Source organism: Aeromonas sp. R7-5 (assembly GCF_040908015.1).
Taxonomy (GTDB): Bacteria; Pseudomonadota; Gammaproteobacteria; order Enterobacterales; family Aeromonadaceae; genus Aeromonas; species Aeromonas caviae.
Genome location: NZ_JBFOCZ010000022.1, coordinates 1 through 14,189, shown reverse-complemented (window position 1 = coordinate 14,189; position 14,189 = coordinate 1). Strand labels below are relative to the sequence as shown.

Below are 14,189 nucleotides of genomic sequence, written 5' to 3'. Positions count from 1 at the left end.
ATGTCGAGTCGAAATCGGGTTATCTGGCGTGAGGGGCTGTTCATCAAGCCCCAGCACTTCCAGCAACAACAAAGACATTCGGATTACGCGCTGCACGCTCGCCTGAGCGCGCTGTCCGACTATTTCTATGGCTTGCAGTCGCTCGCCATCAACGAGGACTACCTGGGCTTTGGCCGCATCGCCCTGGTGGGGGCCACCGGCATCTTGCCGGACGGTACCGTGTTCAACATCCCCAATGACGATGTGCTGCCGACCCCGCTGGAAGTCACCGACGCCTCGGTGGCCAACCAGAAGGTCTATCTGGCGCTGCCGCTCTCGGTGAGCGGCGTCAACGAGGTCAATCAGGGCGGTCAGGTGGCCACCCGGTTGCAGGCCCATCGCCACGACGTGCGCGACCTGCACAGCGAAGGGGGGGACGTGGTCTCCCTCGAAGTGGGGCGGGTCAGTCTGCGGCTGATGCTGGAGCGGGAAGACCGTAGCGCCTACGCCTCTTTGGCGATTGCCCGCATTCTGGACAAGCGTCCGGACGGTGGCCTGGTGCTGGATCCCAACTTCATGCCCTGCAGCATCAGCGTCTCCGCCATCCCGACCCTCAAGCGCTTCCTCGGCGAGTCGGCCGGCCTCGTGGCCGAGCGGGCCCGCAGCCTCTCCCAGCGCATCGCGGCGCCGGGTCAGCAGGGGGTGGCCGACGTGGCCGAGTTCATGATGCTGCAGCTGCTCAACCGGGCCCAGCCCCAGCTCTCCCATCTGGCGCGCCTTGGCACCCTGCACCCCGAGCGGCTGCACGAATCGCTGGTGCAGCTGTGTGGCGAGCTGATGACCTTTACCGACGAGTCCCGTCTGCCGCCCGAGTTCCCCGCCTATCGCCACGATGATCAGCAGGTGAGCTTCGAGCCGGTGATGCTGGCCCTGCGCCAGGCGCTCAGCACAGTGCTGTCGCCGCGCGCCGTCTCCATCCAGCTGCGCAAGCACCAGTACGGCATCATGGTGGCCATGGTCAACGAGAGCGAGCTGATGCAGAGCGCCGACTTCGTGCTGGCGGTGCGTGCCCGCATGCCGCAGGAGCAGCTGCGCAAGCAGTTGCTGCAGCAGACCAAGGTGGCCTCCAGCGACAAGATCCGCGAGCTCATCAGCCTGCAACTGCCCGGCATTCCGCTGCTGCCGCTGCCGGTGGCGCCGCGCCAGCTGCCCTATCACGCCGGTTACAGCTACTTCCAGCTCGACCGGCAGAGCCCGGCCTGGCAGATGCTGGCGGTGGGCAACACCCTTGCCTTCCACATCGCCGGCGACTTCCCCGAGCTCGACATGCAGCTCTGGGCCATTCGCAGCCAGTGATCGCACCAAGGAATAAGCAGAGATGACCACGGACATTATCAAGAACGAGCAACTCAGCGACCTGCTGTTCGATCATGCCGAGCAGCTGGACATGGATTCGGACTACTGGTTCCGCCTGCGCGGCCAGAGCATCAACCCGATGATCGATGCGGTGACCCCCTTGCTGGGGCTGGTGCAGCGGGTGCGCCTGCTGTCGCGCTACGACCGGGTGCCCGAGCTCTACCAGCGGGTGGTGACCGAGATCCAGGCCATCGAACAGGAGCTGATGGCCCAGGGCTACGAGAACGGGGTGGTGCTGTCGTTTCGCTACATCCTCTGCACCTTCATCGACGAGGCCGTGATGGGCCGCGATTGGGGCAGTCAAAGCGAATGGTCCGAGCATTCCCTGCTGACCCGCTTTCACAACGAGACCTGGGGCGGCGAGAAGGTGTTCGTGCTGCTGGCCCGCCTGCAGGAAGACCCGGTGCGTTATCGCGACATTCTGGAGTTCATCTACCTCTGTCTGTGCCTCGGTTTCGAGGGGCGTTACAAGGTGATGAGCAAGGGACAAGGGGAGTTCGAGCGCATCGTGCGCCAGCTACACAAGCAGTTGGCCCCCGAGGCCGGTGGCGAGGCGCCCAGCGTGTTTCACCTCGATCTGGGCCAGCAGGCCTCCCGCTACCAGCTGCGCAAGCAGGTTTCCCTGCGCAGCCTGTTCATGGGCGGGGCGTTGATCCTGGCGCTGATCTTTGGCCTCTATTACCACCAACTCAATAACCAGACCCAGGACGTTCTGCGTCAACTGGGCGAATTATTAAAATAAAATACTAAGGAGAGCACGCCTTGATTCGTATAGAGCTACCGGTACTGGTGGAAAGACTCAACCCCATCTGCCGTCACATGCTGGAGGAGGCCGCAGCCCTCTGCGTCAACCACCAGGGAGCCGAGATCCGCATCGAGCATTTGCTGCTCAAGATGCTGGAGACCCCGCTGAGCGACGTGCGCCAGATCCTGAAGGTGGCCGAGGTGGAGGTGGAAGAGCTCAAGACCCTGCTGCAACCGTCCGCTGCCGACAGCAGCTATGGCCAGGGTTACCCTTCCTTCTCGCCCATGCTGGTGGAGTGGCTGCAAGACAGCTGGTTGCTCGCCTCCGCCGAGCTGCAACATGCCCAGCTGCGCAGCGGTGTCATGCTGCTGGTGCTGCTGATGACCCCCCAGCGCTACCTGCCGGGTTCGGTGACTCGTCTGCTTGCCAAGGTCAATCGCGAGCTGCTGCGCCAGCAGTTCGATGAGTGGGTCAAGGAGTCTGCCGAGACGCAAGTGACCACCGCCCCCGGCGGCAAGACGGCACAGGCAGCCTTGCCGGCCGATGCCAGCCTGCTGGCTCGCTTTACCGTCAACGTGACCGAGCAGGCCCGCCAGGGCAGCCTGGATCCCGTGCTCTGCCGGGATCACGAAATCGACCTGATGATCGACATCCTCTCCCGTCGTCGCAAGAACAACCCCATCGTGGTGGGTGAAGCCGGTGTCGGCAAGAGCGCCCTCATCGAGGGGCTGGCCCTGCGCATGGTGGCGGGTCAGGTGCCCGAGAAGCTGCGCGGGGTCGAGCTGATGACGCTGGATCTGGGTGCCATGCAGGCCGGCGCCTCGGTCAAGGGGGAGTTCGAGAAGCGCTTCAAGGGGGTGATGCAGGAGGTCAAGGACGCCGTGCAACCGGTCATCCTGTTCATCGACGAGGCGCACACCCTGATCGGGGCCGGCAACCAGGCCGGCGGGCTGGATGTTTCCAACCTCATCAAGCCGGCGCTGGCCCGGGGCGAGCTGCGCACCATCGCCGCCACCACCTGGGGCGAGTACAAGAAATACGTGGAAAAAGACGCGGCCCTGTCGCGCCGCTTCCAGCTGGTGAAGGTCGGTGAGCCCGATGCCGACGAGGCCACCGTGATCCTGCGCGGCCTGCGCAGCATCTACGAGAAGGCCCACGGGGTGCTGATCGACGAGGAGGCGCTGCAGGCAGCCGCCCAGCTCTCCGCCCGTTACATCTCCGGCCGTCAGCTGCCGGACAAGGCTATTGACGTGCTCGATACCGCCTGTGCCCGGGTGGCCATCAACCTCACCACGCCGCCACGCGCGGTCAGCCACCTGCAAAATGCGCTGCGCCAGCGTGAGCTGGAGATCCGCCAGCTGGAGCGCCAGAGCCTGATAGGTCTCGGTGACAACGCAGAGCGCCTGGCCGAGTTGCAGGCGGCCCAGCAGGCTTGCCGTGAAGAACTGGCCGAGCAGGAAGCCCGGTGGCAGCAGCAGCAGGGGCTGGTGCACCAGATTGTCGAGCTGCGCGCGGCGCTGCTGGCCGATCAGCAGGATGAGATGCTGGCCAGAGAGGCGCTGGATCTCGCCGATGCGCCCCTCGATCCGCAGGCCGCTGCCGAGCAGCTGGCCACCCTCGAGCGCGAGCTGGCCGAGCTGCAGCAAGGAGAAGTGCTGGTCTCCGCCCACGTCGACAAGACCCAGATTGCCGCCGTCATCGCCGAGTGGACCGGGGTGCCCCTCAATCGCATCTCGCAAGGGGAGCTGGATGTGGTGACCCGTCTGCCGGAGTACCTCGGCGAGCTTATCAAGGGGCAGGATGTGGCGGTGGCTCACCTGCACAAGCACCTGCTCACCGCCCGCGCTGACCTGCGTCGTCCCGGCCGTCCGCTGGGGGCCTTCCTGCTGGTGGGCCCGAGCGGGGTCGGCAAGACCGAAACCGTGCTGCAGATTGCCGAGCTGATGTTCGGTGGTCGCCAGTACCTGACCACCATCAACATGTCCGAGTATCAGGAGAAGCACACCGTCTCCCGTCTCATCGGCTCACCACCCGGCTACGTCGGTTTCGGCGAGGGGGGCGTGCTGACAGAAGCCATTCGCCAGAAACCCTACTCGGTGGTGCTGCTGGATGAAGTGGAAAAAGCGCACCCGGACGTACTCAACCTCTTCTATCAGGCGTTCGACAAGGGCGAGCTGGCGGACGGGGAAGGGCGCATCATCGACTGCAAGAATGTGGTCTTCTTCCTCACCTCCAACCTCGGTTTCCAGACCATCGTCGACCATGCCGAGCAGCCCGACGTGCTGCTCGATGCCCTCTATCCGGAGCTCGCCGCCTTCTTCAAGCCGGCCCTGCTGGCGCGCATGGAGGTGATCCCTTATCTGCCGCTCGGTCACGACACGCTAGTGCAGATCGTCGGCGGCAAGCTCAACCGGCTGGTCAAGCTGCTCAAGGAGCGCTTCGGCGCCGAAGTGGTGCTGGACGACGAGGTGGCAGAAGAGATCCTGCTGCGGGCCAATCGCAGCGAGAACGGTGCCCGCATGCTCGAATCCGTCATCGACGGTGCCCTGCTGCCGCCGGTCTCCCTGCAACTGTTGCAGCGCCTCTCGGCCGGTGAACCCATCAAGCGCGTCCACTTTTCCGTGGCCGATCACCAGTTCGTGGCCGAGGTGGGGGCTTGAGTATGGAGCAAGCCCTCGCATTTGCCCTGGCCCTCACCGCCCAGCGCGATGAGCCGCACTTGTGCCACTGGTGGAGCTCGACCGTCCATGCCAGCTTCCAGCCCAGGGGGCTGCTGCTCGGCATGCTGGATGTGAGCGGCCGCCAGCTGGAGTGCCAAGGCTGGGTCAGGGGGAAGGAAGTGGCGCTGGGGCTGGCGGTGGACGATTTTTCCCACCCCCTTGCCTATGTGCTGCACAAGGCCCAGTCCCGCACCTGGGACTCCCTCTACGGCGGTGCCCGCATCGAGCACGCCGGTTTTCGCGCACTGCTGGCCAACCTTGGCCAGCAGTGCGGGCTGCACGCCTATCCGCTGCTGGATGGCAACGGCAAGCCGTTTGCCGTGCTGGCCCTGATGGATGAAGGGGAAGTGCTGCGGGCCTGGGCCGATGGCCCCGAGCTGGCCCAGCTTTCACAGGTCTTTTGCAACCAGCTCACCCTCATTCGCGATCTCGGTCGCAGCCGGCGGGATCAGGGGGTACTGCGCGACTCCCTGCGCCAGATAAAGGGGGAGGGGGAGCGGCTGCGTCAACACGAGAAGCTGCTCGGCGATCAGCTGGTCGGCCAGTCGGCGGTGATCCGCGGGCTGCGCGAGCAGATAAGCCAAGCCGGCCAACACAAGCTGACCGTGCTCATTCAGGGGGAGACCGGCAGCGGCAAGGAGGTGGTGGCACGGCTGGTGCACCAGTGCTCCGATCGCGCCAACAAGCCGTTTGTCGCCATCAACTGCGCCGCCATCCCGGAGAACCTCATCGAGAGCGAGCTGTTCGGTTACCAGAAGGGGGCCTTCTCTGGCGCCCTTGCCAACAAGACCGGGCTGGTGGCCCAGGCCAACGGCGGCACCCTGTTTCTGGACGAGGTGGGGGACATGCCCGCCGCCATGCAGGCCAAGCTGCTGCGGGTGCTGGAAACCCGCAGTTACCGGCCGCTTGGGGCCGAGCAGGAGTATCACTCCGATTTTCGCCTCATCGCCGCGACCCATCAACCGCTCACCCGTCATGTGGAGGAGGGGCAGTTTCGGGCGGACCTCTATCACCGCCTCTGTCAGTGCCTGCTGCTGATCGCCCCCCTGCGCGAGCACATGGATGACGTGCCGCTGCTCTGTCAGCACTTCATGGCCCAGTTTGCCGCCCAGGATGGCAAGACGCTCGCCGGCTTGCAGCGCAAGTTCTTGAAACAGCTGCAGACCTATGACTTTCCCGGCAACGTGCGCGAGCTGCGCAACCTGCTGGAGGTGGCCTGTGCCCATACCCGTCACGGGGAAGAGGTGGTGCTGGAGGCGCTGCCGCCGGAGCTGCGCGAGCGGGTCTGCGTCGAGTTGCCCAGCACCATGGACGATTACAACCACATCCGCGATCTGCGCCGGGCCATGCAGCAGTACGAGGCTTCCGTCATCGAGGCGCGGCTGCGCCACTTCCAGGGCAATCGGATGCTGGTGGCCGAGAGCCTCAACATTCCCAAGCGCACCCTGGATCACAAGTGCCAGAAACTGGAGGTGAACTGATGAGCATCCTCGGCTTGTTACCGCTGCTGCTGGCCACCAGTGTGGCCGAGGTCCCGCTGGACATGGCGCGCTGGCAGGTCTGCCGGCAGGAGCCCTCGCCGCTGGTACGGCTCGCCTGCTACGACGCCATCGGCAATGGCGTGGCCAGTGCCGCCGAAGGGGCCGCCCCCAAGTCGGCGGCCTGGCAGGCTATCTGGGCCCAGGAGCAGGCCCGCACGCCAGCGAGCGCCCCCTTCCTGCTGCAGAGCGACGCTGGCCGTGGCAGTGAAACCCTCACTCGCCCGGCACTGCGTGGGGCGACCCTGGCCATCGGCTGCGTCGACAGCATCACCCATATCCGGCTGCGGCTGGATCAGCCCTGGAGCGGCGAGAAAGTGCAGGTCGCGCTGGATGGTCAGCCGAGTGCCGGCTCCCAGAGCTGGTTTATCCGGGATCAGGGTCTGCTGCTGGAATATGGCCGCGGTCTGCCCGCCATCGAGGAGCTCAAGCGCTGGCAGGGCCATCGCGAGCTGCAGGTGCGGGCCGACAACGGCGCCCTCTTGCGGGTCGACCTGAGCGGCCTGAAAGAGGCGCTGGCACCGCTGCGTCAGCAGTGCCGCTGGTAGGAGGGACGATGAGCTATCAACACCCCTGGTGTGCACGCCTGCTCACCAGCCTGCCGGATGAACAGATCAGAGGCGCCGTGCTGGCTGACGAGCCGCGCTGGGACTACGTGGAAACCGAGCTGGTCAAGCTGGGATCCCTCGCTCACAGCCAGGTGGATCTCAATGCGGTGGCCGAGGCCTGCCTTGGCTTGCTGGAGAGCCGCACCAAGGACATGCGGGTGCTGGCCCAGCTGCTGCGCTGCCTGCAGCACCCGGCCAAGGCGACCCCGCTGGGGGCGGCGATCAGCCTGCTGGAGGCCTGGATCCAGGCCTACTGGTTGCTGGCCTGGCCCGGCAATGCCAGCCAGAAACAGCGGCTGATGGTGCAGATCGTCAAGCGCTTTGAAGGGGCCCTGCCGCGTATTTGCGAGAGCGCCTCGGCGGCCGAGCTTGCCCAGTTGCTGGCCCAGGCAGAGCAGCTGGAGCGGGTCTGGCTGGCGCAGTGTCCCGACAAGGGGGAGCTGCTCGACCCGCTGGTGATGGGTCTGAAGCGGGCCCAGCGCCAGCAGGTGGCACAGGCCGAGGCCAATGCGGCAGGGCAGCCCCAGAGCAGCGGCGCGGCGGCAGCGGGCTCCCCGGCCTCGGTGGCATCGACCGCCAGCGGTGCCGGCGCCATGGTACTCAGCGGCGGTGGCAGCAGTGCCGGCGTCGACATCGACAGTTCCAACGATCGCGCCTGGCGCCAGACCCAGCTCAAGGTGGCGGAGCTCCTCATCGAGCGCCAGCCGGAGGCGGCGGTTGGCTATCGGCTGCGCCGTCACGCCGTCTGGGCCGGGATCACGGCGGTCCCCATGAGCGGGGCGGGCAATAAAACCCCGCTGGCGCCCATGTCGGCGGACATGGTGGATGAGTACCGCGCCGCCATGAGCACCCCTGATCAAGGGCTCTGGCAGCGCATCGAGCAGAGCCTGACCCTGGCGCCCTACTGGTTCGAGGGGCACAGGCTATCGGCCGAGGTGGCCCAGAAGCTCGGCTTTGGGGCGGTGGCCCAGGCGATCGCCGAGGAGCTCGGCGCTTTTCTGCAGCGCCTGCCGGCCCTGCGGGAGCTCGCTTTTAGCGACGGTTCGCCGTTTCTCTCCCCCGAGTGCAGCCGCTGGCTGCAACCGGCCAAGGGAGGCAGTGCCGGCAGTGGCGAGGCGGGGCTGGCCGAGGAGGTCGCCCAGCGTCACGGCGAGCAGGGGGTCGCAGCGGCGCTCGCCCTGCTCGATGAGCGGATAGCACAGTTGAAAGAGCCAAGAGATCGCTTCCACGCCTTGCTGGTGCAGGCGGAGCTGTTGGCGCAGGAAGGCATGGAGGCGCTTGCGCGCCAGCACTATCAACACTTGTGGCAAGAGGCCAGTCGCCTCGGGTTGTCGCACTGGGAGCCCGGGCTGGTCAACCGCCTGGAGAGCCTGGCGGCGCCGTTGTCGAAATGAGTGCCGAAATGAGTCATTGAGTCGGAGTTGGATCACATTTTATGTTCAAAACCATTTTTACTTTTCTGCGGCAACAGCTGCCGAAATTGAAACCCTCCTGGCCCCTGCTCGGTGCTGTGCTCTGGGTGCTGGCTCTCATCCTGGTGTGGTGGCTGGGCCCTCGTCTCGAGGTGCGCGGCGCCAAACCGTTCGAGCCGCTGTGGGGGCGGGTGGTGTTCACCCTGCTCTGGCTCTGGTTGCTGCTGGGAGTGGTCTCCTGGCGGGTGTGGCGCAAGATGCAGCAGCTCAAGGCCGAGCGCCAGCACGAGGTGGTGCTGGAGCAGGACCCGGTCAAGGGGCTCATCGACCGGCAGGCGCTGTTCCTCGATCGCTGGCTGCAGGCGCTGAATACCCATCTGGGCAAGGGGGCGCTCTACGCCATGCCCTGGTATCTGGTGCTGGGGCTGCCCGGCAGCGGCAAGAGCAGCCTCATTCACCGCGCCAACCCGGCCAACAAGCTCAACCCGAGACTCGACACCGAGCTGCGCGACGTGGCGCAGGATCAGCTGGTGGATTGCTGGTTGGGGGAACAGGCCGTGATGCTGGATCCCGCCGGTGTGCTGCTCTCCCAGAGTGAAGCCGAACTGGATCCGCAGGCCCGCAAGCATGAGCGGCTCTGGCTGCATCTGCTTGGCTGGCTCAATGAACACCGTCGTCGTCAGCCCCTCAACGGCCTGGTGCTGACCGTGGATCTGGCCTGGCTCTCCCACGCCAGCGTGGCCGAGCGCAAGGCCTATGCCCAGCTGATGCGCTCGCGCCTGCAGGAGGTATCGGCCACCATGAATACCCGGTTGCCGCTCTATGTCACCTTCACCAAGCTCGATCTGCTGCGCGGCTTTGAGGTTATCTACCAGCAGCTCGACAAGGAGGCCCGCGAGGCCGTGCTGGGGGTGACCTTCAAGCCGGGCGCCGACTGGCAGCAGGATCTGGCCCTGTTCTGGGATCAGTGGGTGGACAACCTCAACCAGAATCTGCCCGAACTGATGCTGAGCCGGCTCGATGCCGCCCAGCGCAACGCGCTGTTCTCGTTCGTGCGCCAGCTGGCTGGCCTCAAGGATTACGTGACCAGCCTGCTGGCCGAGACCCTGGCCATCGAGGAGAGCAAGCCGCTGCTGGTGCGCGGGGTCTATGTCAGCTCCGTCTATCAGCAAGGGGTGCCGTTCGATGCGTTTGCCCAGGCGGCCTCCCGCCGCTACAACCTGCCAGAGCCCATCCACTCGGCCCTGCGCGGGGAGTCCAACACCTATTTCGTGCGCCAGCTCTTCTCCTCCATCATCTTCCCGGAGGCCCATCTGGCCGGCGAAAACCGGCTGCACACCCTCTATCGCCGGCGCCGCATGGCCATCGGCCTCAGCTGTCTGTCGCTCTTCTCGGCCGCCCTCATCGGTGGCTGGCACTACTTCTACCGGGTCAACGAGGAGGCGGGGCGCAACGTACTGACCAAGGCCCAGGCCTTCATGGAGACCAATGAGGTGGCCGACGCCCACGCTTTCGGGGTGAGCCAGCTGCCGCGCCTCAACCTCATTCGCGAGGCGACCCTCTCCTTTGGCAACTACCGCGAGCGGATGCCGCTGGTGGCGGACCTCGGCCTCTATCAGGGGGACGAGATTGGTCCTTATGTGGAAGGCTCCTACCTGCAACTGTTGAGCCTGCGCTTCCTGCCGGCCCAGATGCAGGGGTTGCTTGCCGATCTCAACCAGGCGCCTGCGGGGAGCGAGGAGAAGCTCGCCATCCTGCGGGTGATGCGGATGCTGGACGATTCGTCCGGTCGCAACAAGGAGCTGGTGGCGCAGTACATGGCGAGCCGCTGGCAGAAGGCCTTCCCTGGACAGGGGGCGGTGCAGGAACAGCTGATGGGGCACCTGGACTATGCCCTCGACCACACCAACTGGTATGGCGCCAGGGCCGAGCGGGATCAGGCCGCCATCACCGCCTTCGTGCCGTTCAAGGAGCCGGTCTACGGTGCCCAGCGCGAGCTCGGCAAGCTGCCGATGTATCAGCGGGTCTACCAGAATCTGGTGGTGAAGGCGGGCGAGGTATTGCCGCCGGATCTCAACGTCCGTGACGAGGTGGGCCCCACCTTCGACACCGTGTTTGCCCTGCGCAGCGACAACGCCGGCCAGGTGCCGCGGCTGCTCACCTGGCCCGGTTTCAACGACTTCTTCCTGAAACAAGACAAGGCGCTCATCGATCTCACCGCGATGGATGCCTGGGTGCTGGGCCAGCGCAAGCTGAGCCAGTTGAGCGAGGCGGATCGCAAGGAGATCACCCGTCAGGTCAACGACCGTTACGTCACCGATTACGTCAACCAGTGGCAAAAACTGCTGACCAATCTGGACGTGCAGACCCTGGAGAGCCCGGAGCAGGCGCTGGACGTGCTCGCTGCCATCACCGGCAACGATCAGCCGTTCCAGCGGGTACTGGCCTCGCTGGATGACAACACCCGCATTCGCAAGATCTCCGATGTGGAAGGGGACCCGGCCCAGGCCATCAGCGCCCGCATCGGTCGCCCCTTTATGGCCACTAATGGAGTATTGGCTGGACGTGGTGAGCAGGGACCGCTCATTCAGGAGGTCAACCAGAAGCTGGTGGAGCTGCAGCACTACCTGGAGCTCATCGTCAACGCCACCGAGCCGGGTCAGTCCGCCTTGAAAGCGGTGCAGCTGCGCATGACCAACAAGTACGCCGATCCGGTGTTCGCGCTGCAGCAATATGCCCGCAGTCTGCCGGCCCCGCTCGATCGCTGGGTGGGTCAACTCTCCGAGCAGAGCTCGCGACTGGTGATCGACCTTGCCATGTCCTCCCTCAATCAGGAGTGGCAGGACAAGGTGCTGACCCCCTTCAACAGCCAGCTGGCCGGTCGTTATCCGTTTGATCCGAGCTCGAACAAGGATGTGCCCCTCTCCGAGATGGAGCGCTTCTTCGCACCCAACGGGACGCTGGACAGCTTCTATCAGGTCAACCTCAAACCCATGGTGGAGAGCGGCCTGATGGAAGGGGAGTTCAGCTCGCCCATCCAGGCCGAGCTGGTCAAGCAGCTGGACCGTGCAGCCCGCATCCGTCAGATCTTCTTCAGCCAGCAGGGCAACCTGGAGGTGCAGTTCGCCCTCGAGCCCATCGAGCTCACCGCCAACAAGCGGCGCAGCGTGCTGAACCTGGACGGCCAGTTGCTGGAATATGCCCATGGCCGTCGTACCAAGATCCCGCTGGTGTGGCCCAACACCATGCGCGACGGGGCCGAGAGCAAGATCACCCTGGTGCCGGCCGCTCGCGAGCGCTCACCGCGCAGCGAAGGCTTCGTCGGCCCCTGGGCCATGTTCCGCCTGATGGACAAGGGGGAGCTGACCCAGGTCAATGACGCCACCTTCGATGTGCGCTTCCCGGTGGATCAGGGGGCCATGACCTATCGCGTCTACACCGACAGCGCGCAAAACCCCTTCACCGGTGGCCTGTTCAGCCAGTTCAGACTGCCCGAATCCCTCTATTGATCGCGTCGGGGGCACGTTGTGCCCCCTTCCTGCGTTGGAAGTCCATATGTCACAGAATCAACAAGGTCAGCAGGCCCTGAAAGTGGGGCGCGACCCCAGAATGTTGCCGGAGTACGAGGCGCTGCGGGCCGAGATCAACAAGCTCAGCCACGCTTCGCGCCCCGAGGTGGACTGGCAGCGGATCCATCAGCTCGCCAGCCTTATCTTCGAAAAACACGGGGTGGATCTGCAGACCGCCATCTACTTCACCCTCGCGCGTTCGCGCCTGCAGGGGCTCAGCGGTTTTACCGAAGGGTGCGAGTTTCTCGCCAACCTCATCGTCACCCAGTGGGAGAGTTTCTGGCCGCCGGTCCATCAGGAGCGGGCCCGCATCGAGATGCTCGACTGGTTTATCGCCCGCATCAGCGACGTCATTCGCCAGTACCAGATCAGCCACGAGGACAAGCGGCTGATCTATCGCTGCGAGCGGGCGCTGCAGCTCATCAGCGAGAAGCTGCACAACGCGGATCTGAGCCGCATTCCCCGGGTCGAGAATCTGGTGCACTTCATCGAGGGGTATACCCACCTGTTCGATGAGACCGAGATCGTCATCGTCTCCGACGAGCCGGGCCTCAAGGAGGATCTGCAGATCCCGCCCATGGTGTTCTTCAAGTCTGACCTGGAGAGTGATCACGGCGGCACGGTTTCGGCATCGACCCCGCACCTGCCCCAGGGCAGCATTCTGGTGGGGCGAGAGAAGGGGCAGGTCAAGCCTACCGTGCTCAAGATTGAGCAGCACCGCCGGCAGCGTCCCGCCTGGTTCTGGTTTGGCTGCGGCCTGCTCAGCTGCGCCCTGCCGGTGATGGGCTGGCTCGGCTGGCAGCAGTATCAGCAGGAGAAAACCGTGGCGGCCCAGCGTCTGGTGCAGCCGGCCGCCGAGCTGCCCCGAGCTCTCAGCTATGACGACATTCGCCAGGCGCGCATCGTGCTGGGGGAGCAGACCCTGCAGAACATGGAGAGCGATCTGGTGGCCCGCTACCAGAACCAGTTGACCCGGCTCGAGCAGACGTCGCCTCTCTACTGGTATCGCTACGGCGAGGGGCTGCGCAACTCGCTCTTGATGCTCTATCCCGACTCGCTGGCGGTCAAGGCGCTGGACAAGCAGTGGCAGGCGCAGCTTGACGGACAGCAGGGGGATGTCATCAGCGTACCCACCTACCTGGATGCCCGCGCCGGGGTGGATGCCCTGCTCGATCAGCTGCTGGAGCTGGAGCGCCAGCGCAAGACGGTGACCATTTCCTACCTCAAATCCCAGCTCTACGAAGTGCAAAAGAACCTGATGCAGAACATCCCGTTCAGTCTGCGTCTCGGTGAACTGGAGGCGAGAAAAGCCTCCCAGGAGCCCATCACGGCTGCCGAGCTCAAAAGCCTGGAAAATGATCTGAAAGCGCTCAATATCCGCCTCTACCAGCTGCAGCAGGGCGCTTCCGGTAGCTGAAAGTACTGCCTTGAGCAAAAAATTGCGCAAGGTGTGGTGAGTTTGACTGGCAAGGCAAGGTTTGCCGGGAAACTTGCCCTGTCTTGCGCAATGGATTGCAGCAGATTGGTCAGATGCAGCGAGCTTGAATCGTAATTGACTGATTTTTAATGTGATTGTGGGCGACTTTGCCATGGCATGGAGGCTGCTGGGTCGCCGTTCCAACTGTCTCTGCACCAGGCTGCGCTTGCACCATGGTTGCCCCACGGAGAATCCAGATGTGTCCTTCTATTGCATTGCTCGGTGACATCGGTACCGACCACGATGGTTTCCACCCATCCCCCGTGATTGCCGCCAGCCCCGATGTGTTCCTCGATGGCAAACCGGTGGCCCGTCAGGGCGATCCGCTGGCCCCCCACGACAAACCCAACAATCCACCGCATCCGCGCAGCATCTCGGGCGGCGTCGGCTCTGTGCTGGTCAACGGCAAACCCATCGCCGTGACCGGTACCGCAGTCGGCTGCGGCGGCGTGGTGATTGGTTCAGGCAGCGGACAGGCAGGTTAAGGAGCGCTTCATGGCAGACAGCACAGGATTACAATTTACCGTCAAGGTGGGGGCCCTGCCCGAGAGTACCTTCGTGGTGGCCGAGTTTGCGCTGGATGAAGCGCTGAACCGGCCATTCAACCTGCGCCTTGAGCTGGCAAGTGCCCAGCCCGACATCGACGTTGGCGCCGTGCTGGACCAGCCCTGCGAGCTCTTGGTGTGGTACAGCGGCGAGCTGCAGCGCCGGGTGTGCGGGGTGGT

At 64.7% G+C, this 14,189-nt stretch carries 10 protein-coding genes; all 10 read left to right on the top strand.

The annotated features are described in order from the left end of the window. A complete protein-coding gene (tssK, locus tag AB5Y53_RS07615; protein WP_102988949.1) occupies positions 1–1,335 on the top strand; it encodes a type VI secretion system baseplate subunit TssK in 1,335 nt (444 codons plus the stop codon). A gap of 22 nt (positions 1,336–1,357) precedes the next feature. Then, entirely contained in the window at positions 1,358–2,137 is a 780-nt protein-coding gene (icmH, locus tag AB5Y53_RS07610) for a type IVB secretion system protein IcmH/DotU (protein WP_368181528.1), read from the top strand. A 20-nt stretch (positions 2,138–2,157) separates the two neighbouring features. Next, on the top strand, positions 2,158–4,800 hold the full coding sequence (gene tssH, locus AB5Y53_RS07605; RefSeq protein WP_219311004.1) for a type VI secretion system ATPase TssH: 2,643 nt from the start codon (positions 2,158–2,160) through the stop codon (positions 4,798–4,800). A 2-nt stretch (positions 4,801–4,802) separates the two neighbouring features. Then, positions 4,803–6,341, top strand: coding sequence for a sigma-54-dependent transcriptional regulator VasH (gene vasH / locus AB5Y53_RS07600; RefSeq protein ID WP_368181527.1), 1,539 nt, complete (start codon positions 4,803–4,805; stop codon positions 6,339–6,341). Next, positions 6,341–6,946, top strand: coding sequence for a type VI secretion system-associated protein VasI (gene vasI / locus AB5Y53_RS07595; RefSeq protein WP_368181526.1), 606 nt, complete (start codon positions 6,341–6,343; stop codon positions 6,944–6,946). The genes vasH and vasI overlap by 1 nt, the downstream gene beginning before the upstream one ends. An 8-nt stretch (positions 6,947–6,954) precedes the next feature. Continuing rightward, positions 6,955–8,400: a type VI secretion system protein TssA gene (gene tssA / locus AB5Y53_RS07590; RefSeq protein WP_368181524.1), complete on the top strand. Its 1,446-nt coding sequence runs from the start codon at positions 6,955–6,957 to the stop codon at positions 8,398–8,400. A gap of 41 nt (positions 8,401–8,441) precedes the next feature. Beyond that, positions 8,442–11,927 carry a type VI secretion system membrane subunit TssM gene (gene tssM, locus AB5Y53_RS07585; protein WP_368181522.1) on the top strand — a complete coding sequence of 1,162 codons (3,486 nt, stop codon included), beginning with the start codon at positions 8,442–8,444 and terminating at the stop codon, positions 11,925–11,927. A 46-nt stretch (positions 11,928–11,973) separates the two neighbouring features. After that, the gene (locus tag AB5Y53_RS07580; protein ID WP_368181521.1) at positions 11,974–13,404 is read left to right on the top strand and encodes a VasL domain-containing protein; all 1,431 of its coding nucleotides are present in this window, start codon (positions 11,974–11,976) and stop codon (positions 13,402–13,404) included. Positions 13,405–13,661: 257 nt separating this feature from the next. Beyond that, the gene (locus AB5Y53_RS07575) at positions 13,662–13,949 is read left to right on the top strand and encodes a type VI secretion system PAAR protein (RefSeq protein ID WP_017411057.1); all 288 of its coding nucleotides are present in this window, start codon (positions 13,662–13,664) and stop codon (positions 13,947–13,949) included. Between the two features lie 10 nt (positions 13,950–13,959). Next, on the top strand, positions 13,960–14,189 hold a 230-nt coding region (locus AB5Y53_RS07570; RefSeq protein ID WP_368181520.1), incomplete at its 3' end, for a contractile injection system protein, VgrG/Pvc8 family.

Bases quoted from the DNA above. Each gene is read 5' to 3' on its own strand.
- tssK (WP_102988949.1), top strand. From the start codon at position 1: ATGTCGAGTCGAAATCGGGTTATCTGGCGTGAGGGGCTGTTCATCAAG.
- icmH (WP_368181528.1), top strand. From the start codon at position 1,358: ATGACCACGGACATTATCAAGAACGAGCAACTCAGCGACCTGCTGTTC.
- vasH (WP_368181527.1), top strand. From the start codon at position 4,803: ATGGAGCAAGCCCTCGCATTTGCCCTGGCCCTCACCGCCCAGCGCGAT.
- vasI (WP_368181526.1), top strand. From the start codon at position 6,341: ATGAGCATCCTCGGCTTGTTACCGCTGCTGCTGGCCACCAGTGTGGCC.
- tssA (WP_368181524.1), top strand. From the start codon at position 6,955: ATGAGCTATCAACACCCCTGGTGTGCACGCCTGCTCACCAGCCTGCCG.
- tssM (WP_368181522.1), top strand. From the start codon at position 8,442: ATGTTCAAAACCATTTTTACTTTTCTGCGGCAACAGCTGCCGAAATTG.
- AB5Y53_RS07580 (WP_368181521.1), top strand. From the start codon at position 11,974: ATGTCACAGAATCAACAAGGTCAGCAGGCCCTGAAAGTGGGGCGCGAC.
- AB5Y53_RS07575 (WP_017411057.1), top strand. From the start codon at position 13,662: ATGTGTCCTTCTATTGCATTGCTCGGTGACATCGGTACCGACCACGAT.